Source organism: Cellulosimicrobium cellulans (assembly GCF_024124905.1).
GTDB classification, from domain to species: Bacteria; Actinomycetota; Actinomycetes; order Actinomycetales; family Cellulomonadaceae; genus Cellulosimicrobium; species Cellulosimicrobium cellulans_G.
Map to the genome: position 1 here is coordinate 607,979 of NZ_JAMXST010000001.1, position 26,899 is coordinate 634,877.

Here is a 26,899-nt window from a genome sequence, read left to right on the forward strand (position 1 = left end):
CGTTCGAACACTTCCAGTGAACGACCGACGCTGCGGGGTGTCAACTCCGCAGGTGAGAGCCGTCGGCTTCGTCCCGGATGCCCGGCAAACCTTCGACCTCTCCTCGAAGGTTCGCCCCGACCTTCGACCTCTACCTGAACCTGATCCGGCGGGCGTGCCACGGTGCGGTCGGTTCGGCACGATGGGTCCATGGCCGACGTGAACCTCGACTCCCGACCCCAGGCCCCCGACCCCTACTCCCTCCTGCCCGCCGTGCCGTCCTTCGCGCTGACGAGCACCGACCTCTCCGACGGCGAGCCGCTCCCCCGGGCGTTCGCCGCCGAGGGCGAGAACCGGTCCCCGGCTCTCGCGTGGTCGGGCTTCCCGGAGAGCACGCGCTCGTTCGTCGTGAGCTGCTTCGACCCCGACGCCCCGACGCCTGCGGGGTTCTGGCACTGGACCGTCGCCGACGTCCCCTCGTCCGTGACGTCGCTGCCCGCGGGCGCCGGGGCGACGGACGGCTCCGGGCTGCCCGCCGGCGCGTTCCACGTCCGGCACGACGGCGGCGCCCCCGGCTACACGGGCGCCGCACCGCCCGCCGGGGACCGCCCGCACCGGTACGTGTTCGCCGTGCACGCGCTCGACGTCGGCTCCCTCGCCGACGCCGCCGGTCTCGGCCCGGACGCGACGCCGACCGCCGTCGCCTTCAACGCCTTGTTCCGCACGCTGGCCCGTGCGACGCTCACGGTCACGTACCGCGCCGCGGACTGACCCGGACCACCCGCTCGCCACCCGCCCGACAGCCGAAGGACCCATGGACGCCCCGACGACCCTGCCCACGCTCGGCTCTCTCACCTGGGAGCCGGCCCTCGACCACCTCGACCTCGTCGCCCCCGTGACCGCCGACGCGCTGCGCCGGTGGGCCGACGCCGACCCGGACGTCGCGACGCTCGTCGCCGTGACGGAGATCGACCCCGACCTCGCCGACACCGCGACGCTCAACGCCGCGTTCGACCTGCCCGTCGAGGCGTCGGCGAACTGCGTCGTCGTCGGCGGCGCGCGGGCGGGCGACGAGCGGATCGCCGCCGCCGTGGTGCGCGCGCACACGCGCGCCGACGTCAACACCCGCATCCGCAAGCTGCTCGACGTGCGCAAGGCGTCGTTCCTGCCGACCGACCGCGCGACGGCCGAGTCCGGCATGGAGTACGGCGGCATCACGCCCGTCGGGCTGCCCGCCGGGTGGCGCGTGCTCGTGGACTCGCGCGTCGTGACGGACGGCGCGCTCGCGCTGATCGGCAGCGGCGTGCGGCGCTCGAAGCTGCTGCTCCCCGGCGACCTGCTGGGCCGCCTGCCCGGCGTCGAGGTCGTCGAGGACCTGGCCGTCCCGGTCGCCTGACCCACCCAACCCGCCGAGCACGACATGGAGGTCGCCATCGGCTCCTTGGCGACCTCCATGTCGTGTTCGGCGGGAGATCGTCAGCGATCCAGGACGACGAGCCGCTGCGTCGCGCGCGTCATCGCGACATAGCGGTCGACCGCGCCCTCGACGCCGTCGCCGAACGCCTGCGGGTCCACGAGGACGACGAGGTCGAACTCGAGGCCCTTCGCCGTCTCGGGCGTGAGCACCCGCACGCGCGACGCCCCGTCCTCGCCGAGCCGCGCCGCGACCGACTCGGTCGACGCCGCGACGGACCCCGCGCCGCCGATCACGCAGGCCGTGCCTTCGGCGTGCTCGGCGAGCCACGCGTCGAGGATCCCGTCGAGGTCCGCGACCGCCCCGTGGGCGACCGGCACGCCCGTGCTGCGCACCGACGTCGGGACGTTGGCGTCCGGGAGCGCCGCCCGGATGACGGGCTCCGCCGCCGCCATGACCTCCTGCGGCGTGCGGTAGTTGACGCTCAGCGACGCCTCCGCGACCCGGTCGAACCCGACGCGCCCGAGCCGCTCGCGCCAGCTCTCCGCGAACCCGTGGCGGGCCTGCGCCCGGTCGCCGACCACCGTGACGCTGCGCGACGGGCAGCGGCTGAGCACCATCTGCCACTCGGCGTCGGTGAGCTCCTGCGCCTCGTCGACGACGACGTGCGCGAACGGACCGGCGAGCCGGTCGGGCGTGGCCGTGACCATCGCCCCCTCGTCGACGAGCGCGTCGCGCAGGTCCTGACCCTTGAGCATCGTCATGACCAGGAGCTCGCTGTCGTCGGACGCGACGAGGTGGTCGACGACGTCGTCCATGCGGGCCCGCTCCGCCGCCGCGGCGGCCTCGTTGCGGCGCCGGCGGCGCGACGCCTCCGGGTCGCCCAGGCGCTGCCGCGCGGCGTCGAGCAGCGGCAGGTCCGCCGTCGTCCAGGCGTGCGCGTCCGCGCGCTGGAGCGCGCGCACCTCCTCGGGCGTGAGCGACGGCGCGCACAGCCGCAGGTAGGCGGGCACCGACCACAGGTCGGCCACGAGGTCGGTGGCCTCGACGAGCGGCCACGCGCGGTCGAACGCGGCGCCGAGCCCGCGATGGCCCCGCAGCGCGCGGCGCACGTCGTCGGCGTCGAGGTCCGGGACCTCGCCCACCGCCTTGTCGACGAGGATCTCCACGAGCGCGCCCCAGACGTCGTCGCGCCCCTCGTTGTGCGGGGTGCCGGGGTCCGAGGACTCGAACGCCTCCGCCCAGTCGGCGGTGGAGAGCCAGACGTCGGCCCACGGCGTCTCGACCTCCATGCCCTCGGTGGGCGGCCGCTCGGAGAAGCGCACGGCCGGCTCGATCGCCGCGACGAGCGCGGCGGACGCCTTGAGCCGGGCCACCTCGGGGTCGGGCTCCTCGCGCGCCGTCGCGCCCTCGGGGACGAGGTCGCGCAGCGTGCACGTCTGGACGCCCTCCTCGCCGAGGCCGGGCAGCACGTCGGCGACGTAGGAGAGGTAGGGGCGGCTCGGCCCGACGACGAGCACGCCCCCGTGCCCGCCCCTCACCTGGGGGTCGGCGTAGAGCAGGTAGGCGGCGCGGTGCAGCGCCACGACCGTCTTGCCCGTGCCGGGGCCGCCGTCGACGACGAGCGCGCCGCGCGAGCCCGCGCGCACGATCGCGTCCTGGTCGGCCTGGATCGTGCCGAGCACGTCGCGCATGCGCGGCGAGCGGCTCGCGCCGAGGCTCGCGACGAACGCCGACTGGTCGTCGAGCGCCGCGCCCGACCCCGCGCCGTCGGGCACGAGCTCCTCGTCCCAGTAGTCCGTCACGCGACCGCGCGTCCACCGGTAGCGGCGCCGCGCCGCGAGGCCGAGCGGGTGCGCGGGCGTCGCGGCGAAGTACGGCTCCGCGGCGGGCGAGCGCCAGTCCACGAGCAGCCGCTCCCCCGCCGGGTCCGTGAGGCCCACGCGCCCGACGTAGACCGGGGCGGAGCCGTCGGCGAACGTCATGCGGCCCAGGCACAGGTCGACGCCGTAGCGCTGGAGCAGCCGGAGCCGGCCGCTGAGCCGGTGGATCTCCTGGTCGCGCTCGAGCGCCTCGGTCCCGCTCCCGCCGGGCGCGCGGCGCGCCGTGTCGAGGCGCTGCGCGAGGTCTGCGACGGCGTGCTCGAGGCTCGCCGCGATCGCGGCGAAGTGGCGCTCGTCGGCGGCGACGAGCGCGGAGTCGGCCTTCGCGGCCAGGCGGTCGGGAAGGTCGAAGACCCGGGCGGCGCCCGGGGTCGGACGTGCGGTCGGGTCGGTCGTGCGGTCGGCGGTCACGGGGGCGTCGGGCAACGTCATCAGCTCCGGTCCGAGGTCGAGCGGGACGGCGCGGACCGACGACGGCCCACGCACGAACGGAGATTCTGCGCCCCCAGGGGGCCCTTGCCGCAAGGCCCCCCGTGCGCTATACCTTGGAAAGGGAGGCCGCTGGGCCTCCTTTTCCGTTCCCGCCGTCGACGGGCGGTGGCCCGGCCCGTGCGGCCACGACCACCGGCCGAGATGTGAGAAGTGGCCCCTCACCGCGCTCGGTGAGGGGCCACTTCTCGCGTCTCGTGGAGCGCGTCAGCTCTCGGCGCGGCCTTCGCGCCAGTAGCCCATGAACGCGACGGCGCGGCGGTCGACGCCGAGGTCGGTCACGAGGTGGCGGCGCAGGGTCTTGATCGCGCTCGCCTCGCCCGCGAGCCACGCGTACAGGACCGTGTCCTCCTCGAGCAGGCCGGGGACCTCCCAGAGGATCGACGCGTCGACGTCGACGTCCTCGAGGTCCTCGGCGGTGCGGCACTGGGCGGGCGGGTCGGTGCCGAGGACGCCCGCGCCGAGGATGCGCGCGGCGGCCTCCTGGACGGCGGGCACGAGGCGCGCGCCGTGCGCGTCGTGCGGACCGCCGGGGACGTCGTCGCGCGCGAGGAACGTCACGCGCACCCCGGGCGGGGTGACGAGGTCGCGCGCGTCGCCCCCGTGCGGCACCTCGACGTAGACCTCGCCCCACGCGTCGGCGGGCAGGTCCTCGCAGATCGCGGCGATCGCGGGCAGCGCGGTCTCGTCGCCCGCGAGCAGGAGCGCGTGGGGGCGCGTCGGCGGGCGGAACTCGATGCCGCCGGCGGGGCCGTCGAACGTCGCGTCCGGGCCGAGCAGGACGAGCGGCGTGCCGACCTCCGCGGCGAGCGCCCAGCGCGAGGCGGGACCGGCGTCGCCGTGCAGCACGACGTCGACGTCGACCTCGCGCGCCTCGGGGCGCACCGCGACGGTCGTGTAGGTGCGCAGCGGGTTGCGGCGCTCCTCGGGCTGGTCGCGCCACGCGGCGTACCAGGACTCGGCGTCGCGCACGAGGTGCTCGTAGCCGCCGTCGGGCGCGGGAAGGACGAACTTGATCCGCACGTCGAGGCCGGGATCGCCGAAGAGGTCGAGCTCCGGGCCGGTGAACGTGAACCGGCGGAAGCTGGGCGAGACCTGCTCGACGCGGGCCACCTCGACGTCGAAGAAGCGCCACGGCGCGGTCGCCCGGGCGACGGGGCGACGGGCTCGGGTGCGGGGTGCGACGACGGTCTGGCTCACACAGGTGAGGCTAACCTACGCACCCTCGCCGGGGTCAACCCGTCCGAGCCTCGGATCCCGCCCCCGCAGGGTGAGACGCGTCACGCTCCCCGGCCGCGGCTGCGCCACAGCAGGTAGACGAAGTACGGCGCGCCCAGGAGCGCCGTCCCGAGGCCCGCGGGGATCTGCTCGGGGGCGATGACGACGCGCCCGAGCGTGTCCGCGACGGACACGAGGAGCGCGCCGAGCAGCATCGCGACGGGGACGACCCGACCGTGCCGCGCACCGACCAGCGCCCGCGCGGCGTGCGGCGCGACGAGGCCCACGAACGCGAGCGCCCCGATGGCGCACACCGCGGCGGCCGTGAGCAGCGCGGCGGCCGCGAGGAGGAGCAGGCGCGTGCGGTCGAGCGCGACGCCGAGGACGCGCGGGGTGTCGTCGTCGAGCGCCAGGACGTCGAGGTCGCGGCGGTAGACCGCCGTGAGCGGCGTGAGCACGAGCAGCGCGAGCGCGACCGGGATGAGCTGCTCGAGCGTGCGCCCGTACGTCGAGCCCGAGAGCCACGTGAGCGCGAGGTTCACGTCCCACGGCGCGACGACGACCACGAGCAGCGTGATGAGCGCCATGACCCCGGCCTGGGCGCCGATGCCGATGAGCACGAGCCGGTCCGAGCTGAGCCCGCCGCGGTAGGACAGCCCGTAGACGAGGCCGAACACCGCGAACGCCCCGATCGCCGCGGCGGCGGACATGGGCCAGATCCCGACGCCGGGGACGAGGAGGATCATCGTCACGGCACCGAGCCCGGCGCCCGACGTGACGCCCAGCAGGCTCGGCTCGGCGAGCGGGTTGCGGCACACGGCCTGCACGATCGTGCCGGCGAGCGCGAGCGCCGCGCCGGCCAGGAGCGCGGCGAGGACGCGCGGGAAGCGCTGGTCGAGGACGAACGTCACGTGGCGCCCGGAGAGGCCGTTCCACCAGTTCGCCACGTCGCCCAGCAGCACCACCCGGTCCCCGAGCAGCATGCCTGCGACGGCGGCCGCGGCGACGGCGAGCGCCAGCACGGCGACGACCACGAGCACGGCCCGCCGCGAGCGCGGGCGGCTCAGCGCGCCGTGCGCGCCGCGCGACGACGCCAGCCCGGAGTCGCGCAGGCGCCGCGCGAGCCAGATGAGCAGGACCGCGCCGAGGACGGTCGTCACGATGCCGGTCGGCACGGCGATGGACAGCATGCCCGGCAGCAGCAGGCGGAGCAGGACGTCGGCGCCGAGGACCACGATCACGCCGACGATCGCCGCGAACGGCAGGAGCAGCACGTGCCGGCCGAGCCCCGGCACGCGACGCGCGACGAGCCGCGCGACGACGGGCGCCGCGAGACCGACGAAGCCGACCGGTCCGGCGACGGTGACCGCGATCGAGGCGAGGAGCACCGCGACGAGGACGGACAGGACGCGTGTGCGGCGCACGTCGATGCCGAGCACGGTCGCGGCGTCGTCCCCGAGCCCGAGGAGGTCGAGACGGCGCGAGAGGAGCAGGGCGGCGAGCACGCCCACCGCGACGACGGGCGTCGCCAGCGAGACCGTGCGCGTGCCCGACTGGACGATGGACCCGCTCCCCCACGCGAACAGGCCCATCGTCTCCTGCTCGAACAGCACGAGGAGGACCATCGTCAGCGAGTGCAGCGCGAGCATGATCGCCGACCCGGCGAGCACGAGGCGCGTCGGGCCGTCGGCGCCGCCGCGCGCGAGGACGAGCACGAGCCCGGCCGCGGCGAGCCCACCGAGGAACGCGAGGCCGCCCTGGAGGTAGAACGGGATCGAGATGCCGAACGCGGCGACGACCACGACCGTCAGGTACGCGCCCGCGTTGACCGCGAGCGTGTCGGGCGACGCGAGCGGGTTGCGCGCGACCGACTGGAGCACCGCACCGGCGACGCCGAGCGCGACGCCCAGCAGGAGGCCCGCGAGCAGCCGGGGCACGCGCGAGGCGACGAGGACGGCGACCGTCTGGTCGACGCCGTCGCCCCCGGTCGCCAAGCGCAGCAGGTCCAGCGGGCCGACGTCGGCCGTGCCCTGGGTGAGGTGCACGGCGGCGAGCACCGCCGCGACCACGACCGCTGCGACGAACACCCCCACGATCCCGAGGCGCGACGTCCGCACGCGGGGCGCGGTCACCGTCGGGCCCGCGGGCGCGCCGTCCCCCGCGCCCGCGTCGCCCGTGCCGTCCGGCCCGGGGACGACGGCCGGAGCCGGGTCCTCCAGGAGGAGGGTGTCCGGCTCCGCCGTCGTGCGCTGCTCCGGCCGCGTCACGATGTCCTCGTCAGCACTGTGGTTCTCGTCAGCCTTCTCGTCGTCCCGGGCGCGCCCGCGCCCGGTGGTGGTGCGGACCGGTGTCAGGCCGCGGTGAGCGCCTCGACGACCGCGTCGGCGTAGGCCGCCGCGGACAGCGGGCCGCCGAACATCCAGATGCCGTCGGGCAGACGGTGCACGTTCCCGGCCGTGACGAACGGGAGCTGCTCCCACACCGCGTTGCCGGCGAGGCCGTCCGTGAACGGGTCGGCCTCGGAGTCGCTCGCGACGTAGAGGAACTGCACGTCGCCGAGCTGGGTCAGGCCCTCGACGTCGGTCTGGGCGAGCCCGTAGTCGGGGTCCCCGCCCTCGGTCCACGCGTTGACGAGCCCGATCTCCTCGCCGATCGCGCCGAAGAACGAGCCCGGCGTGTACATGCGGACGGAGACGGCACCGTTGGTGACCCAGCCGTCCGCCATCGTGAAGTCGGCGCCGGCGAGCCCGGCCTCGTCGAGCGCCGCCGTGGCGTCGGCGATCTTCGCGTCGTAGGTCTCGAGCGCGGCGGCCGCCTCGTCCTCGCGACCGGTCACGGTGCCGAGCGTCTCCACCGTGGAGCGCATGTAGCCGATCGGGTCCTCGCCGTCGGAGCCGCGCAGCGCGAGCACCGGCGCGACCTCCTCGATCTGCGCGATGACGTTCTCCGGCAGGTCGGTCGTCGTGACGACGAGGTCCGGCTCGAGCGCGGAGATCGCGTCGAGACTGGGCTCGCCGCGCGTGCCGACGTCGGGCGTGCTCGCGTCGATCGGCGCGACGGTGTCCCACGTGTTGTAGCCCTCGACGTCCGCCTGCCCGACGGGCTCGATGCCGAGCGCGACGAGGTTCTCCGTGAGACCCCACTCGAGCGAGACGATGTCGGTCGCCGGGGCGTCGAGCGTGACCTCGCCGCGCTCGTCGGTGACGGTGACGGGGCCGGACGCGGCGTCCGTCGTCGCGTCGGCGTCGCCGTCGGCGGCCGCGGGGTCCTCGGTCGTGCCGCACGCGGTGAGCGCGAGCGCCGTGGCGAGCGCGAGGGCGCCCGCGGCGAGGGAACGGGTGGTCGAGCGCATGGGTGTCCTTCGGGGTCGGTCGGTGCCCGGTCCGTGCTCCGTCGGGCGGGCCGGTGGGCGCGCGTCGGGGCCGGGCGGTGGGTCGGTGCGGGGTTCGTCGTGGGGTGGTGCGTCGGGATGGTGCGGAGGTCAGACGAGGACGGCCGCGTCGAGCCGCGCGGCGTGCCGCCCGAGCGGCTCGCAGCACGTGCGCCCCGTGAGGGGGTGCGTGTAGACGTCGACGTGGATGCCGTAGACCTCGGTGAGGAGCTCGGACGTGAGGACCTCGTCGGCGGGCCCGGTGGCACGCACGACGCCCGAGTGGAGCAGGACGACGCGGTCGGCGACCGCGGCCGCCTGGTTGAGGTCGTGCAGCACGACGCCGACGGCCACGCCGTGCTCGGTCGCGAGGTCGCGCACGAGGTCGAGCAGCTCGACCTGGTAGCGCAGGTCGAGGTACGTCGTCGGCTCGTCGAGCAGGAGCACCCGCGTGTCCTGCGCGAGGCACGTCGCGAGCCACACGCGCTGCAGCTCGCCGCCGGAGAGCTCGTCGACGCCGCGGTCGGCCATCGTCGTGATGCCCGTGACGTCCATGGCGTGCGCGATCGCGCGCGGGCCGTCGGGGTCGTTGGCGCGGAACCGGCCGCGGTAGGGGTGGCGCCCGTACGCGACGACGTCGCGCACGCTCACGCCCGACGGCGTGGGCCGACTCTGGGACAGGAGCGTCACCCGCCGCGCGAAGTCCTTGGGGTGCAGCGCGAGCGCGTCGGGCGCGTCGTCGAGCGCGACCGTCCCGGCGTCGGGGCGGTGCAGGCGCGCGAGCGAGCGCAGGAGCGTCGACTTGCCCGAGCCGTTGGGACCGATCAGCGCCGTGACGGCTCCGGGCGCGAGCTCGAGCGCGGCGCCGTGGACGACCGTGCGCGCGTCGTAGGACAGCCGCAGGTCGTGCCCGGCGAGGGCCGGGGCGCCGGGCGCTCCGGCCGGGCTCGGGACAACTGAGGTTCCACTCACATAGGTGAGGCTAATCTATGCCGCCGGGTCCGAACCAGACCCTGCCGCCCGTGTGACGCGGTTCACGAGGGACCGCGCGTCAGCCCTCGGCCGTCGGTGCGGCGGTACCGGTCCCCCGCACCCGCCGTCGGGGGCGCATGGTCCTCGTCCGCCGCGTGCGATCTCGTCGGGGAGGCGTGGTGCTCCCCGCCCAGAGCCACGGGGACGACCAGCGCACGGTGGTCGGACAGGCCCGTGTCGACCGCCACCGCGGGCTCCGTCGCGCGGACCGCCCCGTGGGCGAGCACGTGGTCGAGCTGACGCGCGGGCTCGCCGACCGGGAACGTCGCGGCCGACGCCAGCGGGCGCCACCCGCTCGTCCGGGCCGCCTGGGGCGCGTCGACGTTGAGGTCGCCGAGCAGCACGACCGGTTCGCCGTCGGGGGCCTCGGCGACGAGCGACCGGGTCAGCCGCACGAGCTGGGTCAGGTTGCGCCCGGGGACGAAGGTCAGGTGCGTGCACGCGACGGTCAGGGGACCGCCGGGGGCCTCGACCCGTGCCACGAGCGCCGCGCGCGGCTCGTCGCGCACGAGCGTCGGCAGCCGGCTCCCGGGGAACCGGACCGGGACGCGCGTGCGAGGAGCGGGCAGGAGGACGGTGCGCCAGCCGGTGACGGGGTACCTGCTCACGACGGCGATCCCGTAGGCGGCCCGGCCCGGCTGGTGCTCGCCGGTCGGCGCGGTCCACACGCCCGGCTCGCCGACCAGCGTGGCGACGAACCGGTGCTCGACGGCGCCCGCCGCCTCCGCCGCGACCGCCGTGAGGTCCGCGCGGTGCGAGCGCGGCTGGTCCCGGTCCACCTCCTGGAGCGCGAGGACGTCGGCGTCGAGGTCGCGGACGGCGCCGGCGAAGCGGTCGACGTCGACCCGGTCGTCGACGAGCGACCGTCCGTGCAGGATGTTGAACGTCGCGAGGCGCACCCTCCCGATTCTGGGTACGCCTGCTCCGGGTCGCACGCGCACCGGCGCCCCTCGCCCGACCGGGCACGCGCGGTGACGTGCCAGCGCACCGGGGGTGGTGTAGACCCTGGGCATGGTGGACGACAGGGACGCGCTGCACGACGGCCTCCGCATGACCGCCGCGGCGCTCGCCGAGGCCGACATCCCCCACGCCCTCGTCGGCGGGTACGCCGCGTGGGCGCGCGGCGCGCCGGAGCCGAGCCACGACGCCGACTTCGCGATCCGCGAGGTCGACGTGGACCGCGCTCGCGAGGTGCTGCGGGCCGCAGGGCTCGAGATCACGGAGCCGACGGAGAACTGGCTCTTCAAGGCCCACCACGGCGGGGAGCTCATCGACGTCCTCTACCGGATGGTCGGAGAGCCGATCGACGACGACCTGCTCGCGCGCACCGATGAGATCGAGGTGCTCGCGGTCCGCATGCCCGTGCTGTCCGCGACCGAGATCATGACGTCGAAGCTGCGCGTCGTGGGCGAGCACTACTGCGACTTCTCGCGCCTCCTGCCGGTCGCGCGCGCGATGCGCGAGCAGATCGACTGGCCGGAGGTCCGCGCACGGGTCGACGACAACCCGTACGCGCGCGCGTTCCTCTTCCTCCTCGACGAGCTCGGCGTCGTGGAGGCGGAGCAGATGCAGGACGACGCGCTCGGGTCGCGGGCCGCGCCGGCCGAGCCCGCGTCGGGCGACCCGTCGAGCCCGCTCGAGTGACCCTCCCGGCGAGGGATACCGCGCGCGACCCCGGCCGGGCCCGCATGCTGGTGCGATGACCGCGCGCGCCTCGTCCCGGACGACGCCCGACGCCGCCGAGGTGCGCTTCGTGGTCGGCGGCCTGCGGGCGACGGCGCACGTGTCGGGCGAGCCCGCTCCGACGCTCGCCGTGGTGCTCGTCCACGGCGTCGGGTCGTCCGCGCGAGCGTTCGACCCCGTGCGACGCGCGCTCCTGCGTCCCGGGCCGGGCCCGGGCGTCGCCGTGCACGCGATCGACCTGCCGGGCTTCGGCGCCGCCCCGCGCGCGCGACGCGACGTGCCGATCGAGGAGCACGCGGCCGTCGTCGCGGGCTACGTGCGCCGGTTCGTCCTCGACGCCCCGGCCGGTCCGCCGTCCGCCGTCGTGCTCGTCGGCCACTCGATGGGCGCCCAGGTCGTGGGCCAGGCGATGGCCGACCACCCGCTCGAGGCGCCCGCCGGGGTGCTGATCGGCCCGACGGCGGACCGGCGGGCTCGGACCGTGCCACGCCAGGCGCTGCGGCTCGCCCGCGACGCGGTCGGCGAGCGTCCGCGCGCGCTCGCGACGCTCGCGGTCGACTACGTGCTGCGCTGCTCGCTGCCGTACTACGCGCGGCAGGTGCGGAGCATGCTGCGGCACCGCCTCGAGGAGGTCCTCCCGCAGGTGCCGGGTCGGGTCGTCGTGCTGCGCGGCGCGCACGACCCGGTCACCCCCCGCGCGTGGGTCCGCGAGCTCGCGGCCGCCGCGCCGCACGGCACGTCTGGCGAGGTCCGCGGGCGGCACCACGCGATGGACGCCGACCCGGAAGCGGTCGTCGCGGCCGTCCTCGACGCCGGCGGCCTCGCGTGAGCACGCCGCGGCGGGCAGGGAGGCTGCGGCTGCGTGACCGCGCGGCGGACTACGCGTACGTCGCGGCGCGCCAGGTCGCGGGCGCCCTGCGGCCACGGCGCCCCGTCCCGGACGGCCCGGGCGGGCGCGATCCCGTCGTGCTGCTGCCCGGCGTCTACGAGACGTGGCAGCTCCTCGCGCCCGTCGCGACGGCGCTGGTGCGGGCCGGGCACCCGGTGCACGCCGTGCCGGGGCTCGGGTACAACCGGCGCCCCTTCGCCGACGCCGCCGACCGCACCGCGGCGTTCCTCGCGGAGGCCGACCTGCACGGCGTCGTCCTCGTCGCGCACAGCAAGGGCGGGCTCGTGGGCAAGAGCGTCATGCTGTCCCCCGCCGGCTCGCGCGTCGTCGGCATGGTGGCGGTCGCGACGCCGTTCAACGGCTCGACGTACGCGCGCTACCTCCTGGGCCGCACGCTGCGGGCCTTCTCGCCGCGGGACGCGGCGCTGCTCGCGCTCGCCGCGGAGCGCCGCGTGGACGCGCGGATCACGGCCGTCTACCCGCGCTTCGACCCGCACATCCCCGAGACGGGGCGGCTCGAGGGCGCGCGCAACGTCGAGCTGCCCCTCGCGGGCCACTTCCTCCCGCTCGGCGACCCGACGCTCGTCGACGTCGTGGTGCGGGAGGTCGACCGGCTCGCCCGGCCGACCTCCCCCACCTGAGGCGGGAGCGTCAGCCGGTCCCGGACGGCGCGCCCACGCTGACGCGCGCGAGCTCCTGCGTGCACCGGGTCATCGCGACGTACAGGCCGTTCCCGCCGCGCGGCTCGGCGGCGATGCCGTCGGGGTCGACGACGACGACCGCGTCCCACTCGAGCCCCTTCGCCTCCGAGGTGCTGAGGACGGGAACCCCGCTCACGGCGGCGCCCAAGCGGCAGAGCCGGTCGCGCGGCGCCACGACGCCGACGGAACCGCCGTCGTACCGCTCCGCGAGACGCGCGACCTCGGCCGCGACCGCCGCGCCCAGCGTCGCGTCCGACGCGTCGGCGGGCACGACGACGTCGCGCGGCGCGACCCCCGCGTCGCGCACCGCGCGTGGGGGTGCGTTGCGGCTGCCCGCCGCGCGCAGCACGGGCCCGACGAGCTCCATGACCTCGCGGGGCGTGCGGTAGCAGATCGTCAGGTCCGCGCGGTGCCAGCGCTCCCCGAAGACCGGGCCGACGACGTCCGCCCAGTCCGTGTGACGGTGCGGCGCCTCGGTCTGGTCGACGTCCCCGACGGCGGTCACCGAACGGGTCGGGCAGCGGCGCAGCACCATGTGCCACTGCATGGGCGAGAGCTCCTGCGCCTCGTCGACCACGACGTGCCCGTAGACCCAGTCGCGGCGCGTCGTCGCGCGCTGCGCGAGGAACTCGCCCTGCTCGCCGGGCGCGTCCGGGGTGCCCAGCGCGTCGGCGAGCGCGTCGAGGAGCGGGACGTCGCTCGGTGCGAGACCGACGGGCTCGCCCACCACGAGGCCGACCTCCGCGGCCGAGAGCTCGGGCGCGTGCCGCGCGAGCAGCGCGGCGTCACCCAGCAGGTCCGCGAGCGCCGTGCGCGCGTCCGTGACGGGCCACCAGGCGTCGACGGCGGTCGTGAACCCGGGCTCGCCCGCGAGGTCGTCGCGCAGCCGGTCCAGGTCGTCGTCCGTGAGCTCGCCGTCGACGTCGCCGCCGCGCGCGCCGGTGGTCGGGGCGCGGTCGTCGTGCGCGGCGAGCCCGGCGTCGAGCTTCCCGAGCACGTCCTCGAACCCCTCCTCGACGCGTTCGAGCAGCTCGGCGTGCCGTGCCGCGGCCTCGTCGACGAGCGCGTCGAGCAGGAAGTCGACGGCCCGGCGGCGCGCGGCCAGCACGCTGCGGCCGCCCGCGCGGGCCGCGCGCAGGACCTGTCCGATCCGCGCCGCGTCGAGCGTCAGCGGCTCGCCGTCGAGCCGCACCGTGAGCGCTCGCGCGTCCGGGACCAGGGAGTCGGCGTAGCGCGCCACGACGTCCTGCCACAGCGCGCGGCCCTTGAGCTCGGCGATCTCCCGCGACTCGTCGCGCTCGGGCGCGGCGCCGGGCACGAGCGTGTCGCACGTGGCGGACACGACCGCCGTCTCCCCCAGCGCGGGCAGCACCTGGGCCACGTACTCGAGGAACCGCGACGACGGGCCGAGCAGGAGCACGCCGCGCTCCGCGAGGTGCGGGTGCGTGAACAGCAGGTACGCCACGCGGTGCAGCGCGACGACCGTCTTGCCCGTCCCCGGGCCGCCCTGCACGACGAGCGTCTGCTCGGCCGGGGCGCGCACGATCGCGTCCTGCTCGGCCTGGAGGGTCGCGACCGCGGTGCCCATGCGGCCGGTACGCCGCTCGGACAGGGCGGCCAGCAGCGCGCCCTCGCCGACGAGGCCGTCCTCGTCGTCCGCCCCGGTCGCCGAGCCGTCGAGCGGCTCGTCGTCCACGCCGGTGACGCGGTCGCCCGCGGTCCGCACGTGCCGGCGCCGCGCGAGGCCCTGCGACTCGCGCGCGGTCGCGGTGTAGAAGGCGCGGGCGCCGTCGGCGCGCCAGTCGAGCACGAGCGGGTCGGCGTCGTCGTCGGGCGCGGCGATCCCGACCCGCCCGACGTGGCGCGTCACGCCCTCGACGGTGTCGACGCGGCCGAACACGAGCCCGCTCTCCGCTCGCTCGAGCTCGGTGCGCCGACGACGCAGCCCCGCGCGCCGCGAGCGCTCGACGACGTCCTCGGCGCCGGGCCGGTCCGGGTCGACCGGCACGGCGAGCTGGGCGTCCAGCTCGGCGAGGACCTGGGTGCGGCGCGCGAGCGCGGCGTCGAGATGCCGCTGCTCCTCGGCGACGGCGTGCGTCGCACGGTTGCTCACATGCTCGGGAAGCGTGGTGTCAGGCAGGGGCGGGGAGGGCTGGACCGGCACTAAACCTCTTCTCGTACTACGTACGGATACGGATCCCAACGTCCCGGCACACCCGATTGTTCCCGGACACTGCCCAGTCCCGGCAAAACCGCCTGACCTACGCGCGTCGCCTGGACCGGACGGCAACGCCGCGCCATGCGAGGTCACGCCGAGCGCCACGTGACGCAATCGATGGATAGGATCGGCTCAGTCGACGGATCTCGCCACATAGCAACCACAGGAAGGCCCCGGGTGTCGAAAGAGGAGAAGCACATGGCGCTCCAGGACGAGCGGAGCCGCCTCACGCTAGCAGCAGACGGCACAGAACCCGAGGACGAGGGTGTCACTATTGACCGTCCGTTCGACCCAGCAACGATCGACGTCATCACTCGGACTCCAACAGTAGACCTCCTGTTGAAGCGTCTGCGCAATGGAGCCCTCGACCTTACGCCCGACTTTCAGCGGCACGCGGGAGTTTGGAGTGAAGCAGACCAGAGCAGGCTGATCGAGTCGCTACTCCTCCGCATCCCTTTGCCCACCCTGTATGCGGCCGAGAGCGGCGACGACGGCTGGGTCGTCGTGGACGGAATTCAACGTCTAACGACAATCGCACGTTTTGTAAATCCAAAACTTGTCGCGGAATCTTACGGAAGCAGCACTCCGCTGAGATTACGAGACCTGGAGTACCTGAAGGCGTACGAGGGCAAGACCTATGAACAACTGCCCGGCAGCCTGCAAACCCGTATAGACGAAACGGAACTGCTGGTGCATCTGATCCGTTCGGGAACCCCCGAGGAAGTAAAGTTCAACATCTTCGCTCGGATCAATACAGGCGGGCGGCCCTTGACGCCGCAAGAACTACGTCACGCGCTCGTGCCAGGCCCTGCACGATCTCTACTCGCGAAACTTGCAGAGAGCAAGGAGTTTCGTGTTGCCACCGGAAACAGCATTAGATCGTCTCGGATGGCCGACCGCGAGATGGCACTTCGATTTCTCGCGTTTAGAATCACGGACCCAAACGAATACCCCCGGGGCGATCTCGACCGATTCCTTGTCGAGGCAATGCACCGCATCAACCGCCTGACGCCGAAGGATCACGACCGCCTGACAGCAGAGTTTCGCCAATCTATGATTGATGCGTACGCGATCTTTGGGAAATTCGCATTTCGGAAGAGAGATCTCGAGAACCTACGGTACCTGGTTCCAGTAAATAAGGCGCTGTTCGAAACTGTTTCGGTGAGTTTGGCTGGCCTCGGGAAGCAGCGAGTGAAAGTACTGGTCGACCGACGCAAGCTCGTCGAGGAAAGGTTTCTAGACTTACTCCGACACGATGCGCGTTTTGTAAGCGCGATTTCTGTTGGCACCGGCGACGTAGAGAAGGTCCGTCTCAGGTTTCGTACATTCCGCGCTCTACTCGAAGGAGTTTCGGCATGATCCGACATCTGCGCCTGACAAACGTCAAGGCTTTTGCGTACGTCGACCTAACTCTTGGGCGTTTCACATTGCTGTCTGGGCTTAATTCCTCAGGGAAAAGCACGGTTCTGCAGTCCCTCGGGCTGCTTCGACAGGCTTACGAGTCACACAGGGCCAGAGCCGACGGTGAAACCACTGCGCCAGGATTGCCACTTAATGGCGAGTACGTCGACCTCGGAACCGGGAAGGACGTTCTTCACGAAGAGCACGACAACCAGCAGCCTCTGATTGGCATAGAGTTGGAGACAGACGACGGAGCCGTTGCCAAGATAGCCGTCCAGTACGAGGCAGAAGCTGACGCCCTGCCGATCATCGGAAGCCCCTTCGTCGATGCGGCATGGAGTTCGCCTTCGCTTTCCCTCGTTCAGCGCGGGTTCCAGTACCTCCGTGCAGATCGCATAAACCCAGCAACAACCTACGCCCGCTCTTATGAGATGTCGGCTCGTCGCGGGTTCTTGGGGACCCGCGGCGAGTACACAATTGACTATTTAAGAGTGCACCAGGATGAACTCGTGCGCGATGTCGCTCTCCAACATCCAGGCGCGGGTAGCCATCGCCTGCTCGCGCAAGTCGAGGCGTGGCTCGGAGAGGTCTGCCCTGGTGTGCGACTTAGCGCTGACGCCATCGATCAAACTGATCTGGTGAGACTGGGCTTCCGTTTCAGCACGTCCCTCGGCGCGTCTAATGCTCGTCGTCCTACAAACGTGGGTTTCGGCCTAACTTACGTCCTCCCCGTCATCATCGCATGCTTGACTGCACGGCCAGGTGCACTGGTACTTCTGGAAAATCCTGAAGCGCACGTGCACCCACGCGGACAGAGCGCACTCGCCCAATTGGCTTGCGCTGCGGCTTCCGTCGGTGCGCAGGTCATCGTGGAGACACATAGCGATCATGTTCTCAACGGTACCCGTCTCGCCGTTAAGGACGCGAAGCTGGACACTTCGGACGTCGTACTGCATTATTTTTACCGACCGGAAAGCGGTGGCGTCGAGATTGCTAGTCCAGAAGTCGGCCCTGATGGCATGCTTTCGGATTGGCCAGAGGGCTTCTTCGACGAGTGGGACACGACGCTCGACAAACTGCTCGACTGATTGTTTCCCCGGTCCATGGCAATGACTTGGCAGGCACGGTAGAGAGGCACACAGTTGCGCGTGCTAGTGTTCTTTAACGAACTTTCTGGCGGGCACCACGAGGGCGATGCTGACATGCTAGTGAATAACATGGTCGATGCGCTGCGCGAATGCGTAAAGCGGCGCCCAGGGACGTCTCTGGTAGCTCCACAGCTGCTCGATCATCAGGTTACCGTCGATTCCACGGTCCGAGATTGGCGGTCCAAGCCGGGGAACCACGAGCGCGGAAGATGGTTGATGAGCCGAATGAACCGCGCACCGTTCGTTCGTTCGGAATCACCCGAGGAAACCGGCGTTGAGTATCGTTACGACGCCCGTCTTTCGTTGGGCCTTGGGGATGCGCATTACTATGACGGAATCGCGCTGAGTCTCCCGTCACATCCGGAATGGGATGACTCCGAGATCTCTCTCACTCGACACAGGCTCGATTCCTCCGCAGAGATCCTTTCAGACGATGTCTCAGTGCGCCAAATGGCTCAGCCTGTACATGTCGACACCCATCTTGATTGGCTGACGACTGGAATTCTTCGGACTATGCAAACCGGTGCGGATCTGTGGGCGCATCGTTCCAATGTGTTTCCTCGGCTACGATTTCTACCGCGTACCGAAGCGATGCTCCGTGGCCTTGAGAAGTCGCACGTCGCCGCAGTTGCACACGAGTTAGCGCTTCTCGACCGATGCGCAACCGAGTGGGATCCGGCACGCGACGCGGCGCCACTTTGGCGCTCTAAAGTCACTCCCGAGCATGAGACTCGCAGGAAAAGTGGGGATTTCGACTTTGTGGACGAGGATGGAACACTGCAGACCTTCGACATGCATGGCCGCTTCACAGGAAACGTTCCCGGCAGGATATACTTTCGGTTAGCCCATCAGGAGCACAAACTGGTCATCGCCCATGTTGGACGCAAAATAGGGGCGTGACTGACTGAAACTCGCTCATTTATCTAGTTTTATGATTACGCCGATGGTCCCATGCGCGTCGCCCAGAACGCGACCGCCGACGCCGCGGCGACGTTGAGCGAGTCCACTCCCCCGGCCATGGGGATCGTGACGACCCGGTCCGCCGCCGCGATCGCACCGCGCGACAGCCCGTCGCCCTCCGTGCCGAGCACGAGCGCGAGCCGCTCGGGCGGGTCCGCGACGACGTCGTCGAGGCTCACCGCGTCGTCGGCCAGAGCGAGCGCGGCGACGGTGAAGCCCTCCTCCCGCAGCAGGTCGAGCCCGCCCGGCCAGGTCTCGAAGCGCGTCCACGGGACCTGGAACACCGTGCCCATGCTCACGCGTACCGAGCGGCGGTAGAGCGGGTCCGCGCACCGCGGCGAGACGAGCACGGCGTCCACGCCCAGCGCGGCGGCGGACCGGAAGATCGCGCCGACGTTCGTGTGGTCGACGATGTCCTCCAGCACGGCGACGCGCCGGGCCCCCGTGCCGCCCCGGGCCTTCGAGAGCAGGTCGGGGACGGACTCCAGCGGCGGGCGGTGCATCGCCGCGAGCGCCCCCCGGTGCAGGTGGAACCCGGTGATCGCCTCGAGGACGTCGGGCGCGCCCACGTACACCGGGACCGGCTCGCCCGTGCCCCCGGGCGCGTCGTCGACCGGCAGGGTGGCGATGTCGTCGGCCAGGTCGTCGAGCCAGCGCTCGGCCATGAGGAACGACCGCGGCCGGTGTCCCGCGGCGAGCGCACGCCGGATGACGGTCGAGCTCTCCGCGATGTAGAGGCCCTTCTCCGGCTCGTGCTTGGACCGCAGCGCGACGTCGGTCAGGCGGTTGTAGTCCGCGAGGCGGTCGTCGGCGGGGTCGGTGACGTGCACGACCCGCAGGTCGGCCCGGGTGCTGGTGTCGCTCACGCGTCGATTCTCCCAGGCGCACCATGCGCGCCGACTCCGGGGTCGCTCCCCACGACCCGACCGTCCTGAGGAACGATCCCGGGTTCGGCACGCCTCGTGCCCGTCCGACCACGAGGGCGTGGCGCGGCTCACGGTCCTTCGTCTCTCGCGCGATCCGGGCATCGGGGGTCGAATAGGCACATGGGATCCGCGCCGGACGCTGCACCGACCCCCGCCACCACGGTCTCGTCGACCTCCGCGGGCGCCGCCGAGCCCCCGCGCGCCGCGCCGTGGTCGCGCCCGCCCGACGAGGTCCTGGCCGAGCTCGGCACGGACGCGGGCGGCCTCTCGGACGCCGACGCCGCGACGCGGCTCGCGGAGGTGGGACCCAACCGGCTGCCCCCGCCGCAGCGCGACCCGCTGTGGAAGCGGATCCTCGTCCACTTCGACGACGTCCTCATCTACATCCTGCTCGTCTCCGCGGTGCTCAAGGCGATCCTCGGCGACTGGGTCGACTTCACGGTCATCCTCGCCGTCGCGGTCATCAACGCGGCGATCGGGTTCATCCAGGAGGGGCGCGCGGAGAGCGCGCTGGAGGGCATCCGCAACATGCTGTCGGTCCACGCGGAGGTCCGGCGCGACGGCGCGTGGGCGCGCGTGGACGCGGACGACGTCGTGCCGGGTGACGTCGTGCGCGTGCGCTCGGGCGACCGCGTGCCCGCGGACGTCCGGCTGATCCAGGCGACGAACCTGCGCGTCGAGGAGTCGGCGCTCACGGGCGAGTCCGTCGCGGCGGCCAAGACGGTCGACGCCGTCGGTGCGGACGCGGGCGTGGGCGACCGGTCGAGCATGCTCTTCTCGAGCACGCTCGTGGCCGCGGGCCAGGGCGTCGGGGTCGTCACCGCGACAGGGACGGCGACCGAGATCGGCCGGATCCAGACCATGATCTCCGAGGTCCGCAGCCTCGCGACGCCGCTCACGCGCCAGCTCGACCGGTTCGGCAAGCTCCTCGCGGTCCTCATCCTCGCGATGGCCGTCGTCATGGTCGTCATCGGCCGGGTCGTGCACGACTTCTCGGTCCCGGAGCTGATCTCGGCGTCGATCGGCTTCGCGGTCGCCGCGGTGCCGGAGGGCCTGCCCGCGCTCGTGACGATCACGCTCGCGCTCGGCGTGCAGCAGATGGCCCGCCGCCGCGCGATCACGCGCAAGCTGCCCGCGGTCGAGACCCTCGGGTCGGTCACGACGATCTGCTCGGACAAGACCGGGACGCTCACCAAGAACGAGATGACGGCGCGCACGGTCCGCACGAGCGGGCGGACGTTCACGGTCGCGGGCGCGGGGTACGCGCCCGTCGGGGACGTGACCGTGCCCGACGACGCGCCCCGCCCCGGGCCGACCGGCGCACCCGGCGCGGCCGGAGACCCGGGCGACGGACCGGCGTCGGGCACGCGGCACGCGGACCTCACGGACGACCGGGACCTCGCCGCCCTGGCGACCGTCATGATGCTCTGCAACGACGCACGGATCGTGCCCGACGCGTCGGACGCCGACGGCTGGCGGCTCGTGGGCGAGCCGACCGAGGGAGCGCTGCGCACGCTGGGCATGAAGGCCGGCGTCGACCCCACGGGGTGGCGGCGCGTCGCCGTCGTCCCGTTCGAGTCCGAGAACAAGTTCATGGCGACGCTCGACGCGGATCCCGACGGCGGGCTGCACGTGCACGTCAAGGGCGCGCCGGACCGCGTGCTCGACCGGTGCACGACCCAGGTCGGCGCGGACGGCGGCACCGAGCCGCTCGACCGCGCGTTCTGGGACGCGCAGATCGACGCGCTCGGCGGGCGCGGGCTTCGGGTGCTCGCGGCCGCCCGCCGGACCGCCGCGGAGGGCACGGAGGACCTCGACGTCGCCGACGTCGCGGACGGCCTCGAGCTGTGCGGGCTCGTCGGCATCGTCGACCCGCCGCGGCCGGAGGCGATCGAGGCCATCGCCGAGTGCCGCGACGCGGGCATCCGCGTGAAGATGATCACGGGCGACCACGCGGGCACGGCCCTCGCGATCGGCCGCGAGATGGGCATCGTGGACCCCCACGACGGGACCGGCGACAACGTCGCGCCCGCCGTGCTCACCGGCCCCGAGCTCGAGGAGATGAGCACCGAGCGGCTGCGCCAGGTGGTGCGCGACGTCGACGTCTACGCGCGCACGAGCCCCGAGCACAAGATCCGGATCGTCTCCGCGCTCCAGTCGCACGGCGAGGTCGTCGCCATGACGGGCGACGGCGTGAACGACGCCCCCGCGCTCACCCAGGCGGACGTCGGCGTCGCGATGGGCATCAAGGGCACGGAGGCGACCAAGGAGGCCGCGGAGGTCGTGCTCGCCGACGACAACTTCGCGACCATCGAACGGGCCGTGAAGGAGGGGCGGCGGATCTACGACAACATCCGCAAGTCCGTGCTCTTCCTCCTGCCGACCAACGGCGCGCAGTCGCTCGTCATCCTCGTCGCGGTCCTGTTCGGCCTCACGCTGCCGCTCCAGCCGGTCCAGGTCCTGTGGATCAACATGATCACCGCGGTCACGCTGTCGCTCGCGCTCGCGTACGAGAAGGCGGAGCCCGACGTCATGCGCCGGGCCCCGCGCGACCCCAAGGCGTCGATCCTCGACGGCGCGTACGTGCGGCGCATCCTGCTCGTCTCGCTCCTCATCGGCGGCGCGACGATCCTGCTGTTCTACGTCGAGCGGGCCCAGGGCGTCCCGATCGCCGAGGCCCAGACGACCGCCGTGACGATGCTCGCGCTCGGCCAGCTCGCGTACCTGTTCAACTGCCGGTTCCTCGACCGGTCGAGCCTCACGCTCGACGTGCTGCGCGGCAACCGGGTGATCTGGATCTCGGCCGTGACGCTCCTCGCCCTCCAGGCCGTGTTCGTCTACGCGCCGTTCATGCACTCCTGGTTCGACTCGGCCCCCATCGACGTCGTCGAGTGGGGCAAGACGCTCGGGCTCGCGCTCGTCGTCTTCCTGCTCGTCGAGGTCATCAAGTGGGTCGGCCGGCGCTGGACCGCGCGCGACCACGTGCCCGCGCTCGTCGAGCGCCACGACGCCGGTGAGCGCGCCGTCCAGGGGTGAGGCGAGCGAACACGACCCTCCGCTGCACCTCGTAGCTCGTCGCGAAGAGGGCCGCGTCGGTGCCGACCTTCGCCGCGAGGAGCGGCACGCCGAGCCCGGTCAGCAGCGCGAGCAGCCCGTAGCTCGCCGCGAGCAGCACGACCGCGAGCGCCCCGTACCGCACGACGGCGGCGCGCAGCGGGACGTCGCGCCCGCCCGCGAACACGAGGCGACGGTTGACGGCGAAGTTCACGCCCGCGCTGAGCAGGCGCGCGCCCACCACGGCCGCGAGGAGCGACCCGGTGAGCGCGTGCAGCACGAGCAGCGCGACGACGTCGACCGCGGCCGACCCCAGCGACGACGCGGCGAACCGCAGCAGCGGTGCCCACACGCGCAGCGAGTCGGCGACGGGCCGGAAGTGGGAGGACGCGTTGTCGTCGAGGTAGACCGTCGCGACGTCCACCTCGACGATCCGGCGGCCCGCGCGGGTCGCGTCGAGGAGCGCGCGCAGCTCGTACTCGTACCGGTCGCCGCGCACGGCGAGCAGGTCGTCGAGCAGGCCCGGCCCGTAGGCGCGCAGCCCGGTCTGGGTGTCGCGCACGCGGGTCCCCGTCGCGGCCGTGAACGCCCAGCGCGTCGCGGCGTTGCCCACGCGGCTGCGCAGCGGGACGTCCCCTGCGAAGCGTCGTGCGCCGAGCACGACGGCGTCGGGCTCGCTCTGCGACCGTGCCGCCACGCGGAGCACGTCGAGGACCGTGTGCTGCCCGTCCGCGTCGGCGCACACGACGCCGTGCCCGGGCAACCGGTCACGCACCCACCGGATCCCAGCGCGCAGGGCGTGGCCCTTCCCGCGGTTCACCGGCACCGCGAGCACGACGGCGCCCAGCGCCCGCACCGCGCGGAACACTCCCCCGCACCGCCGGTCGCTGCCGTCGTCGACCACCACGACCGGCAGCCCGGGGACCGCGGCGCGCAGCGCGTCGACGAGGGCGACGAGGCGCGCGTCCGGCTGGTACGCGGGGACGACGACGGCGGTCCGCGCGGCGTCGGCGCCGAGCGCGGTCGCCGTCGCGTGCGTGGTCGCTGCGGCCATCACGCACCGTCCGCGACGTAGAGCACGTCGGACGTGCCGCGCTCGCGACCCTGCGACGGGCTGTTGACGACCTCGCCGTCGAAGTACAGGGTCGAGGAACCGCCGCCGTCGATGTTGTACGCGGTCGTCGCGCCGAGGCCCTGCAGGATCCCGGCGAGCTCCGTCATGGTCACGCCGCGGGAGTAGCCCTCCTGACGGCCGTCCACGACGACGAGGACGAGGTGGTTCGCGTCGACCACCCCGACGGCCGTGCGCGGCTGCTCCCCCTGGATCGAGTGGTTCCCGACGTTCGTGTCGACCTCGACGTCGTCGATCCCGGCCACGACCTCGCCGTCCTCCACGAGCGCGGGCCCGAACGACAGCGTGTTCCAGACCCCGGCGTCGACGAGGCTGTGCGCGTCGGTCGACGTCTCGTCGTAGACCTCGACGTGGCCGTCGCGGTAGAGCGCGAGGCCCTCGCGCGCGCCCTCGTCCCGGTACACGACGCCGTTGCGGATGACGATGCCGGTGTCGCGGAACCCGTAGTAGTCGCCGTTGATCGCGAGGACGGCGTCGTGGTCGGCCGCGATGTCGGACGTCGTCTCCGTGATGTTCGTGCCGAACGCGTCCTGCGCGAACGCGGAGCGCAGGTCCGTCATGTCGGAGAGCACGACGTCCGCCACGTAGTACGTCACGGTGTCGTCGCCCGAGCCGGTGGTCACCCGGGTGACCGTGATGCTCGTGCCGTCGGACGTGTAGGTGTCGCCGTCGACGGTCGCAGCGCCCGTGGTGGTCTCGGCCGAGGCGCCCGCGCTGTCGTCCGCCGTGGTGCCGTGGTCCGACGGCCCGTCCGCGTCGGCGCTCTGCGACGCCTCGTACGCCGTCACGTCGGCGATCTCGACGTGCTCGACGACGAACCGGTCCAGCGCCCATGCCGTGGCGCCTCCCAGCGGGAGCAGCACGGCGAGCGTCGCGACGAGCACGGCACGCCATCGTCGTCGGCGCGGGCGCCGGACGGCGGACGGGTCGTGCGGGGTCGGTGCCGGATCCTCGGTGCTCATGGTCCGTGTCTACGGAGCGGGCGTGTGCCGCCCAGGTGGCGCGGCTGTTCGTCGGCTGTGAGGGGTCCGCCCACCGACCGGGCACGGCCCGTGACGGACCTCTCAGCCCGTCGGCTTGCGCCGATCGATACCCCCGGGGGTATTGTCGAGCCATGATCCCCTCGACTCCCGGCTCGACGACCCACCCGTCCGACACCGACGGCCCGCGCCGCATCGTCGTCGTCGGGGGCGTCGCGGGCGGCATGAGCGCCGCCGCGCGCGCCCGTCGCCTCGACGAGCACGCGTCGATCGTGGTGCTCGAGCAGTCCGACCACGTCTCGTTCGCGGGCTGCGGCCTCCCGTACCAGGTGGCGGGCGAGATCGCCGAGCGCGACGCCCTCCTGCTGCACACGCCCGTCTCGCTCCGCGCGAGCCTCGACCTCGACGTGCGGACGCGTCACCGCGTCACCGCGGTCGACCGCGCGGCGCGCACGGTCACCGTCGCCGCCGAGGGCGGGACGTACGAGCTCGACTACGACGCGCTCCTCCTCGCGCCGGGCGCGACCACCGTGCTCCCGCCGGTCGACGGTCTCGACCACCCGGCCGTGCACACGCTGCGGACGGTCGGAGACCTCGACGCGCTCGCCGAGCGGCTCACGGGCCTCGAGGCCGAGGTCACCGCGGGGCGCACGGCCCCGGTGCGGGCCGTCGTCGTGGGCGCGGGGTTCATCGGCCTGGAGGCCGTGGAGGCGCTCGTCGCCCGCGGGCTCGCGGTCGACGTCGTCGAGCGCGCCGACCAGGTGCTGCCGCCGCTCGAGCCGGACCTCGCCCCGCTGCTCGCGGACGAGCTGCGCGACCACGGCGTCGGGCTGCACCTCGGCACCTCCGCGACGGCCGTCGTGCCGCAGCCGACCGACGCGACCCACGCCGTCGCGATCGAGCTCGCGGACGGCACGACGCTCGACGCGGACGTCGTGCTCGTGAGCGTCGGCGTCCGGCCCGCGAGCGACCTCGCCGCGGCCGCCGGTCTGGCGCTCGGCGAGCGCGGCGCGATCCGCGTCGACGCCGACCAGCGCACGTCCGACCCGCACGTGTGGGCCGTGGGCGACGCGGTCGAGGTCGTGCACGCCGTGACCGGCGCGACGGGCCCGGTCCCGCTCGCCGGACCGGCCAACCGCCAGGGCCGACGCGCCGCGGACTCGATGCTCGGCCACCGCACCACACCGCAGGCTCCCGTGCTCGGCACCGCGATCGTGCGGGTGTTCGGCCTCACCGCCGCGGTCACCGGGCCGAGCCACGCGACGCTGACGTCCGCCGGCGTCGCGCACGAGCAGGTCCGCGTCCACGCGGCCCACCACGCGGGCTGGTTCCCCGGGGCGGAGCCCGTGCACCTGACGGCGAGCTTCGCGCCCGACGGCCACCTGCTCGGCGCCCAGGCCGTGGGCCGTGCCGGGGTGGACAAGCGCATCGCCGTCCTCGCGACGGCGCTGCGCGCCGGGCTCGCCGCGGACGACCTCGCCGAGCTCGAGCTCGCGTACGCGCCGCCGTTCGGCGCGGCCAAGGACGTCGTGAACATGCTCGGCTTCGTCGCGCAGAACGTGCTCGACGGCACCATGCCGCAGTGGCACGCGGCCGACCTGGACGAGGTCGTCGCGACGTCGCTCGTGCTCGACGTCCGGTCACGCGCCGAGCACGCCGGCGGACACCTCGACGGAGCCCTCAACGTGCCGCACACCGAGCTGCGCGAGCGGCTCGACGAGGTGCGCGCCGCCGCGGCCGGGCGACCCGTCGCCGTGCACTGCGCGAGCGGCGTGCGCTCCTACCTCGCCACCCGCGTCCTGCTCGCCGCCGGGCTCGACGCGCGCAACCTCTCCGGCGGCTGGCTCACCCTGACCACCACGCCGCGCGCCGCGCGCCCCCTCGAAGGAGTCCCCGCATGATCGACCGCCTCCGCCGCCTCTTCTCCCGCTCGACCGACGACGGCACCCTGCGGCCGACCGTCGACGCCACCACGGCGGTGCAGCTCGTCCGGGACGGCGCGACGCTCCTGGACGTGCGCGAGCGCGACGAGTGGCGCGCCGGGCACGCGCCCCAGGCCGTGCACGTGCCGCTCGCCGACCTCCCGTCCGCGGCGCCCCGTCGCCTCACGGACGGCGCGACCGTCGTCGTCGTGTGCGCGTCCGGGATGCGCTCGCGCACCGCGGCCCGGCAGCTCCGCTCGCTCGGCTACGCCGCGACGAGCCTGTCCGGCGGGCTCGGCGCGTGGCAGGCCGCGGGCGGAGCCGTGCGACGCTGATCCTGCACCACCCGACCGCCCCGCCTCGACCGAACCCCCGAACCCCCGAACCCCCGAACCCCCGAACCGAGGAGAACACCATGTGCAGTCCCGCCCTGTGCCGCACCTGCGGCAAGACCACCTGGACCGGCTGCGGCATGCACGCCGACGACGTCATGGCCGAGG

The 26,899-nt window shown here is 73.4% G+C and carries 21 protein-coding genes; 11 read left to right on the forward strand and 10 right to left on the reverse strand.

Features of this window, described 5'->3' with window-relative positions; translation table 11 throughout:
* The first annotated feature begins 189 nt into the window (after positions 1-189).
* Together NHH00_RS02810 and NHH00_RS02815 are read left to right on the forward strand one after the other, a co-directional pair.
* Positions 190-750: a YbhB/YbcL family Raf kinase inhibitor-like protein gene (locus tag NHH00_RS02810; RefSeq protein ID WP_253049895.1), complete on the forward strand. Its 561-nt coding sequence runs from the start codon at positions 190-192 to the stop codon at positions 748-750.
* 43 nt (positions 751-793) lie between these two features.
* A complete protein-coding gene (locus tag NHH00_RS02815) occupies positions 794-1,375 on the forward strand; it encodes a YbaK/EbsC family protein (RefSeq protein ID WP_253049897.1) in 582 nt (193 codons plus the stop codon).
* 80 nt (positions 1,376-1,455) lie between these two features.
* Here NHH00_RS02815 and helR read toward each other — a convergent pair whose 3' ends face one another.
* From helR to NHH00_RS02845, 6 genes are all read right to left on the reverse strand, one after another.
* Complete coding sequence (gene helR, locus NHH00_RS02820) at positions 1,456-3,708, reverse strand: RNA polymerase recycling motor ATPase HelR (RefSeq protein WP_290444753.1); 2,253 nt, start codon at positions 3,706-3,708, stop codon at positions 1,456-1,458.
* 264 nt (positions 3,709-3,972) lie between these two features.
* Positions 3,973-4,965: a siderophore-interacting protein gene (locus NHH00_RS02825; RefSeq protein WP_253049901.1), complete on the reverse strand. Its 993-nt coding sequence runs from the start codon at positions 4,963-4,965 to the stop codon at positions 3,973-3,975.
* Between the two features lie 80 nt (positions 4,966-5,045).
* Positions 5,046-7,250 carry an iron ABC transporter permease gene (locus NHH00_RS02830; RefSeq protein WP_253049904.1) on the reverse strand — a complete coding sequence of 735 codons (2,205 nt, stop codon included), beginning with the start codon at positions 7,248-7,250 and terminating at the stop codon, positions 5,046-5,048.
* An 83-nt stretch (positions 7,251-7,333) separates the two neighbouring features.
* Complete coding sequence (locus tag NHH00_RS02835; protein WP_253049906.1) at positions 7,334-8,335, reverse strand: ABC transporter substrate-binding protein; 1,002 nt, start codon at positions 8,333-8,335, stop codon at positions 7,334-7,336.
* Positions 8,336-8,464: 129 nt separating this feature from the next.
* Complete coding sequence (locus NHH00_RS02840) at positions 8,465-9,325, reverse strand: ABC transporter ATP-binding protein (protein ID WP_308202249.1); 861 nt, start codon at positions 9,323-9,325, stop codon at positions 8,465-8,467.
* Between the two features lie 62 nt (positions 9,326-9,387).
* Positions 9,388-10,284, reverse strand: a complete 897-nt coding sequence (locus NHH00_RS02845; RefSeq protein WP_253049908.1) for an endonuclease/exonuclease/phosphatase family protein — start codon at positions 10,282-10,284, stop codon at positions 9,388-9,390.
* Between the two features lie 112 nt (positions 10,285-10,396).
* On the opposite strand from NHH00_RS02845, the gene NHH00_RS02850 reads away from it, so the two are divergent.
* Genes NHH00_RS02850 through NHH00_RS02860 form a run of 3 tightly spaced genes read left to right on the forward strand, consistent with a single transcriptional unit; the run spans position 10,397 to position 12,598 of the window.
* Positions 10,397-11,029 (forward strand): nucleotidyltransferase family protein, encoded by a 633-nt coding sequence (locus NHH00_RS02850; protein ID WP_253049910.1) that lies wholly within the window; start codon positions 10,397-10,399, stop codon positions 11,027-11,029.
* Positions 11,030-11,084: 55 nt separating this feature from the next.
* Entirely contained in the window at positions 11,085-11,897 is an 813-nt protein-coding gene (locus NHH00_RS02855; RefSeq protein ID WP_253049912.1) for an alpha/beta fold hydrolase, read from the forward strand.
* Positions 11,894-12,598 carry an esterase/lipase family protein gene (locus tag NHH00_RS02860; protein WP_253049914.1) on the forward strand — a complete coding sequence of 235 codons (705 nt, stop codon included), beginning with the start codon at positions 11,894-11,896 and terminating at the stop codon, positions 12,596-12,598. The genes NHH00_RS02855 and NHH00_RS02860 overlap by 4 nt, the downstream gene beginning before the upstream one ends.
* Before the next feature lie 10 nt (positions 12,599-12,608).
* On the opposite strand, the gene NHH00_RS02865 is transcribed toward NHH00_RS02860, so the two are convergent.
* Positions 12,609-14,771 (reverse strand): HelD family protein, encoded by a 2,163-nt coding sequence (locus NHH00_RS02865; protein ID WP_253049916.1) that lies wholly within the window; start codon positions 14,769-14,771, stop codon positions 12,609-12,611.
* A 303-nt stretch (positions 14,772-15,074) separates the two neighbouring features.
* Here NHH00_RS02865 and NHH00_RS02870 point away from each other — a divergent pair, with 303 nt between their 5' ends.
* The 3 genes from NHH00_RS02870 to NHH00_RS02880 all read left to right on the forward strand — a co-directional run bounded on the left by NHH00_RS02870 (position 15,075) and on the right by NHH00_RS02880 (position 18,325).
* Positions 15,075-16,235: a DUF262 domain-containing protein gene (locus tag NHH00_RS02870; RefSeq protein WP_253049918.1), complete on the forward strand. Its 1,161-nt coding sequence runs from the start codon at positions 15,075-15,077 to the stop codon at positions 16,233-16,235.
* Positions 16,232-17,365, forward strand: a complete 1,134-nt coding sequence (locus NHH00_RS02875; RefSeq protein WP_253049920.1) for an AAA family ATPase — start codon at positions 16,232-16,234, stop codon at positions 17,363-17,365. Before NHH00_RS02870 ends, NHH00_RS02875 begins: the two co-directional genes overlap by 4 nt.
* Before the next feature lie 276 nt (positions 17,366-17,641).
* The gene (locus NHH00_RS02880; protein WP_253049922.1) at positions 17,642-18,325 is read left to right on the forward strand and encodes a hypothetical protein; all 684 of its coding nucleotides are present in this window, start codon (positions 17,642-17,644) and stop codon (positions 18,323-18,325) included.
* Between the two features lie 35 nt (positions 18,326-18,360).
* On the opposite strand, the gene NHH00_RS02885 is transcribed toward NHH00_RS02880, so the two are convergent.
* Positions 18,361-19,251 (reverse strand): TrmH family RNA methyltransferase, encoded by an 891-nt coding sequence (locus NHH00_RS02885; protein WP_253049924.1) that lies wholly within the window; start codon positions 19,249-19,251, stop codon positions 18,361-18,363.
* A gap of 180 nt (positions 19,252-19,431) precedes the next feature.
* Here NHH00_RS02885 and NHH00_RS02890 point away from each other — a divergent pair, with 180 nt between their 5' ends.
* On the forward strand, positions 19,432-22,347 hold the full coding sequence (locus NHH00_RS02890; protein WP_253049926.1) for a cation-translocating P-type ATPase: 2,916 nt from the start codon (positions 19,432-19,434) through the stop codon (positions 22,345-22,347).
* Here NHH00_RS02890 and NHH00_RS02895 read toward each other — a convergent pair.
* Together NHH00_RS02895 and NHH00_RS02900 are read right to left on the reverse strand one after the other, a co-directional pair.
* Positions 22,256-23,419, reverse strand: coding sequence for a glycosyltransferase (locus NHH00_RS02895; protein WP_253049928.1), 1,164 nt, complete (start codon positions 23,417-23,419; stop codon positions 22,256-22,258). The genes NHH00_RS02890 and NHH00_RS02895 overlap by 92 nt on opposite strands.
* Entirely contained in the window at positions 23,419-24,459 is a 1,041-nt protein-coding gene (locus NHH00_RS02900) for a phosphodiester glycosidase family protein (protein WP_253049930.1), read from the reverse strand. Before NHH00_RS02900 ends, NHH00_RS02895 begins: the two co-directional genes overlap by 1 nt.
* A 152-nt stretch (positions 24,460-24,611) precedes the next feature.
* On the opposite strand from NHH00_RS02900, the gene NHH00_RS02905 reads away from it, so the two are divergent.
* Positions 24,612-26,378, forward strand: coding sequence for an FAD-dependent oxidoreductase (locus NHH00_RS02905; protein WP_253049932.1), 1,767 nt, complete (start codon positions 24,612-24,614; stop codon positions 26,376-26,378).
* Positions 26,375-26,734 carry a rhodanese-like domain-containing protein gene (locus NHH00_RS02910; protein WP_253049934.1) on the forward strand — a complete coding sequence of 120 codons (360 nt, stop codon included), beginning with the start codon at positions 26,375-26,377 and terminating at the stop codon, positions 26,732-26,734. The genes NHH00_RS02905 and NHH00_RS02910 overlap by 4 nt, the downstream gene beginning before the upstream one ends.
* The last annotated feature ends 165 nt before the right edge of the window (positions 26,735-26,899 follow it).

Coding starts and splice junctions, on each gene's coding strand:
- NHH00_RS02810 (WP_253049895.1), top strand. CDS start 190: ATGGCCGACGTGAACCTCGACTCCCGACCCCAGGCCCCCGACCCCTAC.
- NHH00_RS02815 (WP_253049897.1), top strand. CDS start 794: ATGGACGCCCCGACGACCCTGCCCACGCTCGGCTCTCTCACCTGGGAG.
- helR (WP_290444753.1), bottom strand. CDS start 3,708: ATGACGTTGCCCGACGCCCCCGTGACCGCCGACCGCACGACCGACCCG.
- NHH00_RS02835 (WP_253049906.1), bottom strand. CDS start 8,335: ATGCGCTCGACCACCCGTTCCCTCGCCGCGGGCGCCCTCGCGCTCGCC.
- NHH00_RS02850 (WP_253049910.1), top strand. CDS start 10,397: ATGGTGGACGACAGGGACGCGCTGCACGACGGCCTCCGCATGACCGCC.
- NHH00_RS02855 (WP_253049912.1), top strand. CDS start 11,085: ATGACCGCGCGCGCCTCGTCCCGGACGACGCCCGACGCCGCCGAGGTG.
- NHH00_RS02870 (WP_253049918.1), top strand. CDS start 15,075: ATGGCGCTCCAGGACGAGCGGAGCCGCCTCACGCTAGCAGCAGACGGC.
- NHH00_RS02875 (WP_253049920.1), top strand. CDS start 16,232: ATGATCCGACATCTGCGCCTGACAAACGTCAAGGCTTTTGCGTACGTC.
- NHH00_RS02880 (WP_253049922.1), top strand. CDS start 17,642: ATGAGCCGAATGAACCGCGCACCGTTCGTTCGTTCGGAATCACCCGAG.
- NHH00_RS02890 (WP_253049926.1), top strand. CDS start 19,432: ATGGGATCCGCGCCGGACGCTGCACCGACCCCCGCCACCACGGTCTCG.
- NHH00_RS02895 (WP_253049928.1), bottom strand. CDS start 23,419: ATGGCCGCAGCGACCACGCACGCGACGGCGACCGCGCTCGGCGCCGAC.
- NHH00_RS02900 (WP_253049930.1), bottom strand. CDS start 24,459: ATGAGCACCGAGGATCCGGCACCGACCCCGCACGACCCGTCCGCCGTC.
- NHH00_RS02905 (WP_253049932.1), top strand. CDS start 24,612: ATGATCCCCTCGACTCCCGGCTCGACGACCCACCCGTCCGACACCGAC.
- NHH00_RS02910 (WP_253049934.1), top strand. CDS start 26,375: ATGATCGACCGCCTCCGCCGCCTCTTCTCCCGCTCGACCGACGACGGC.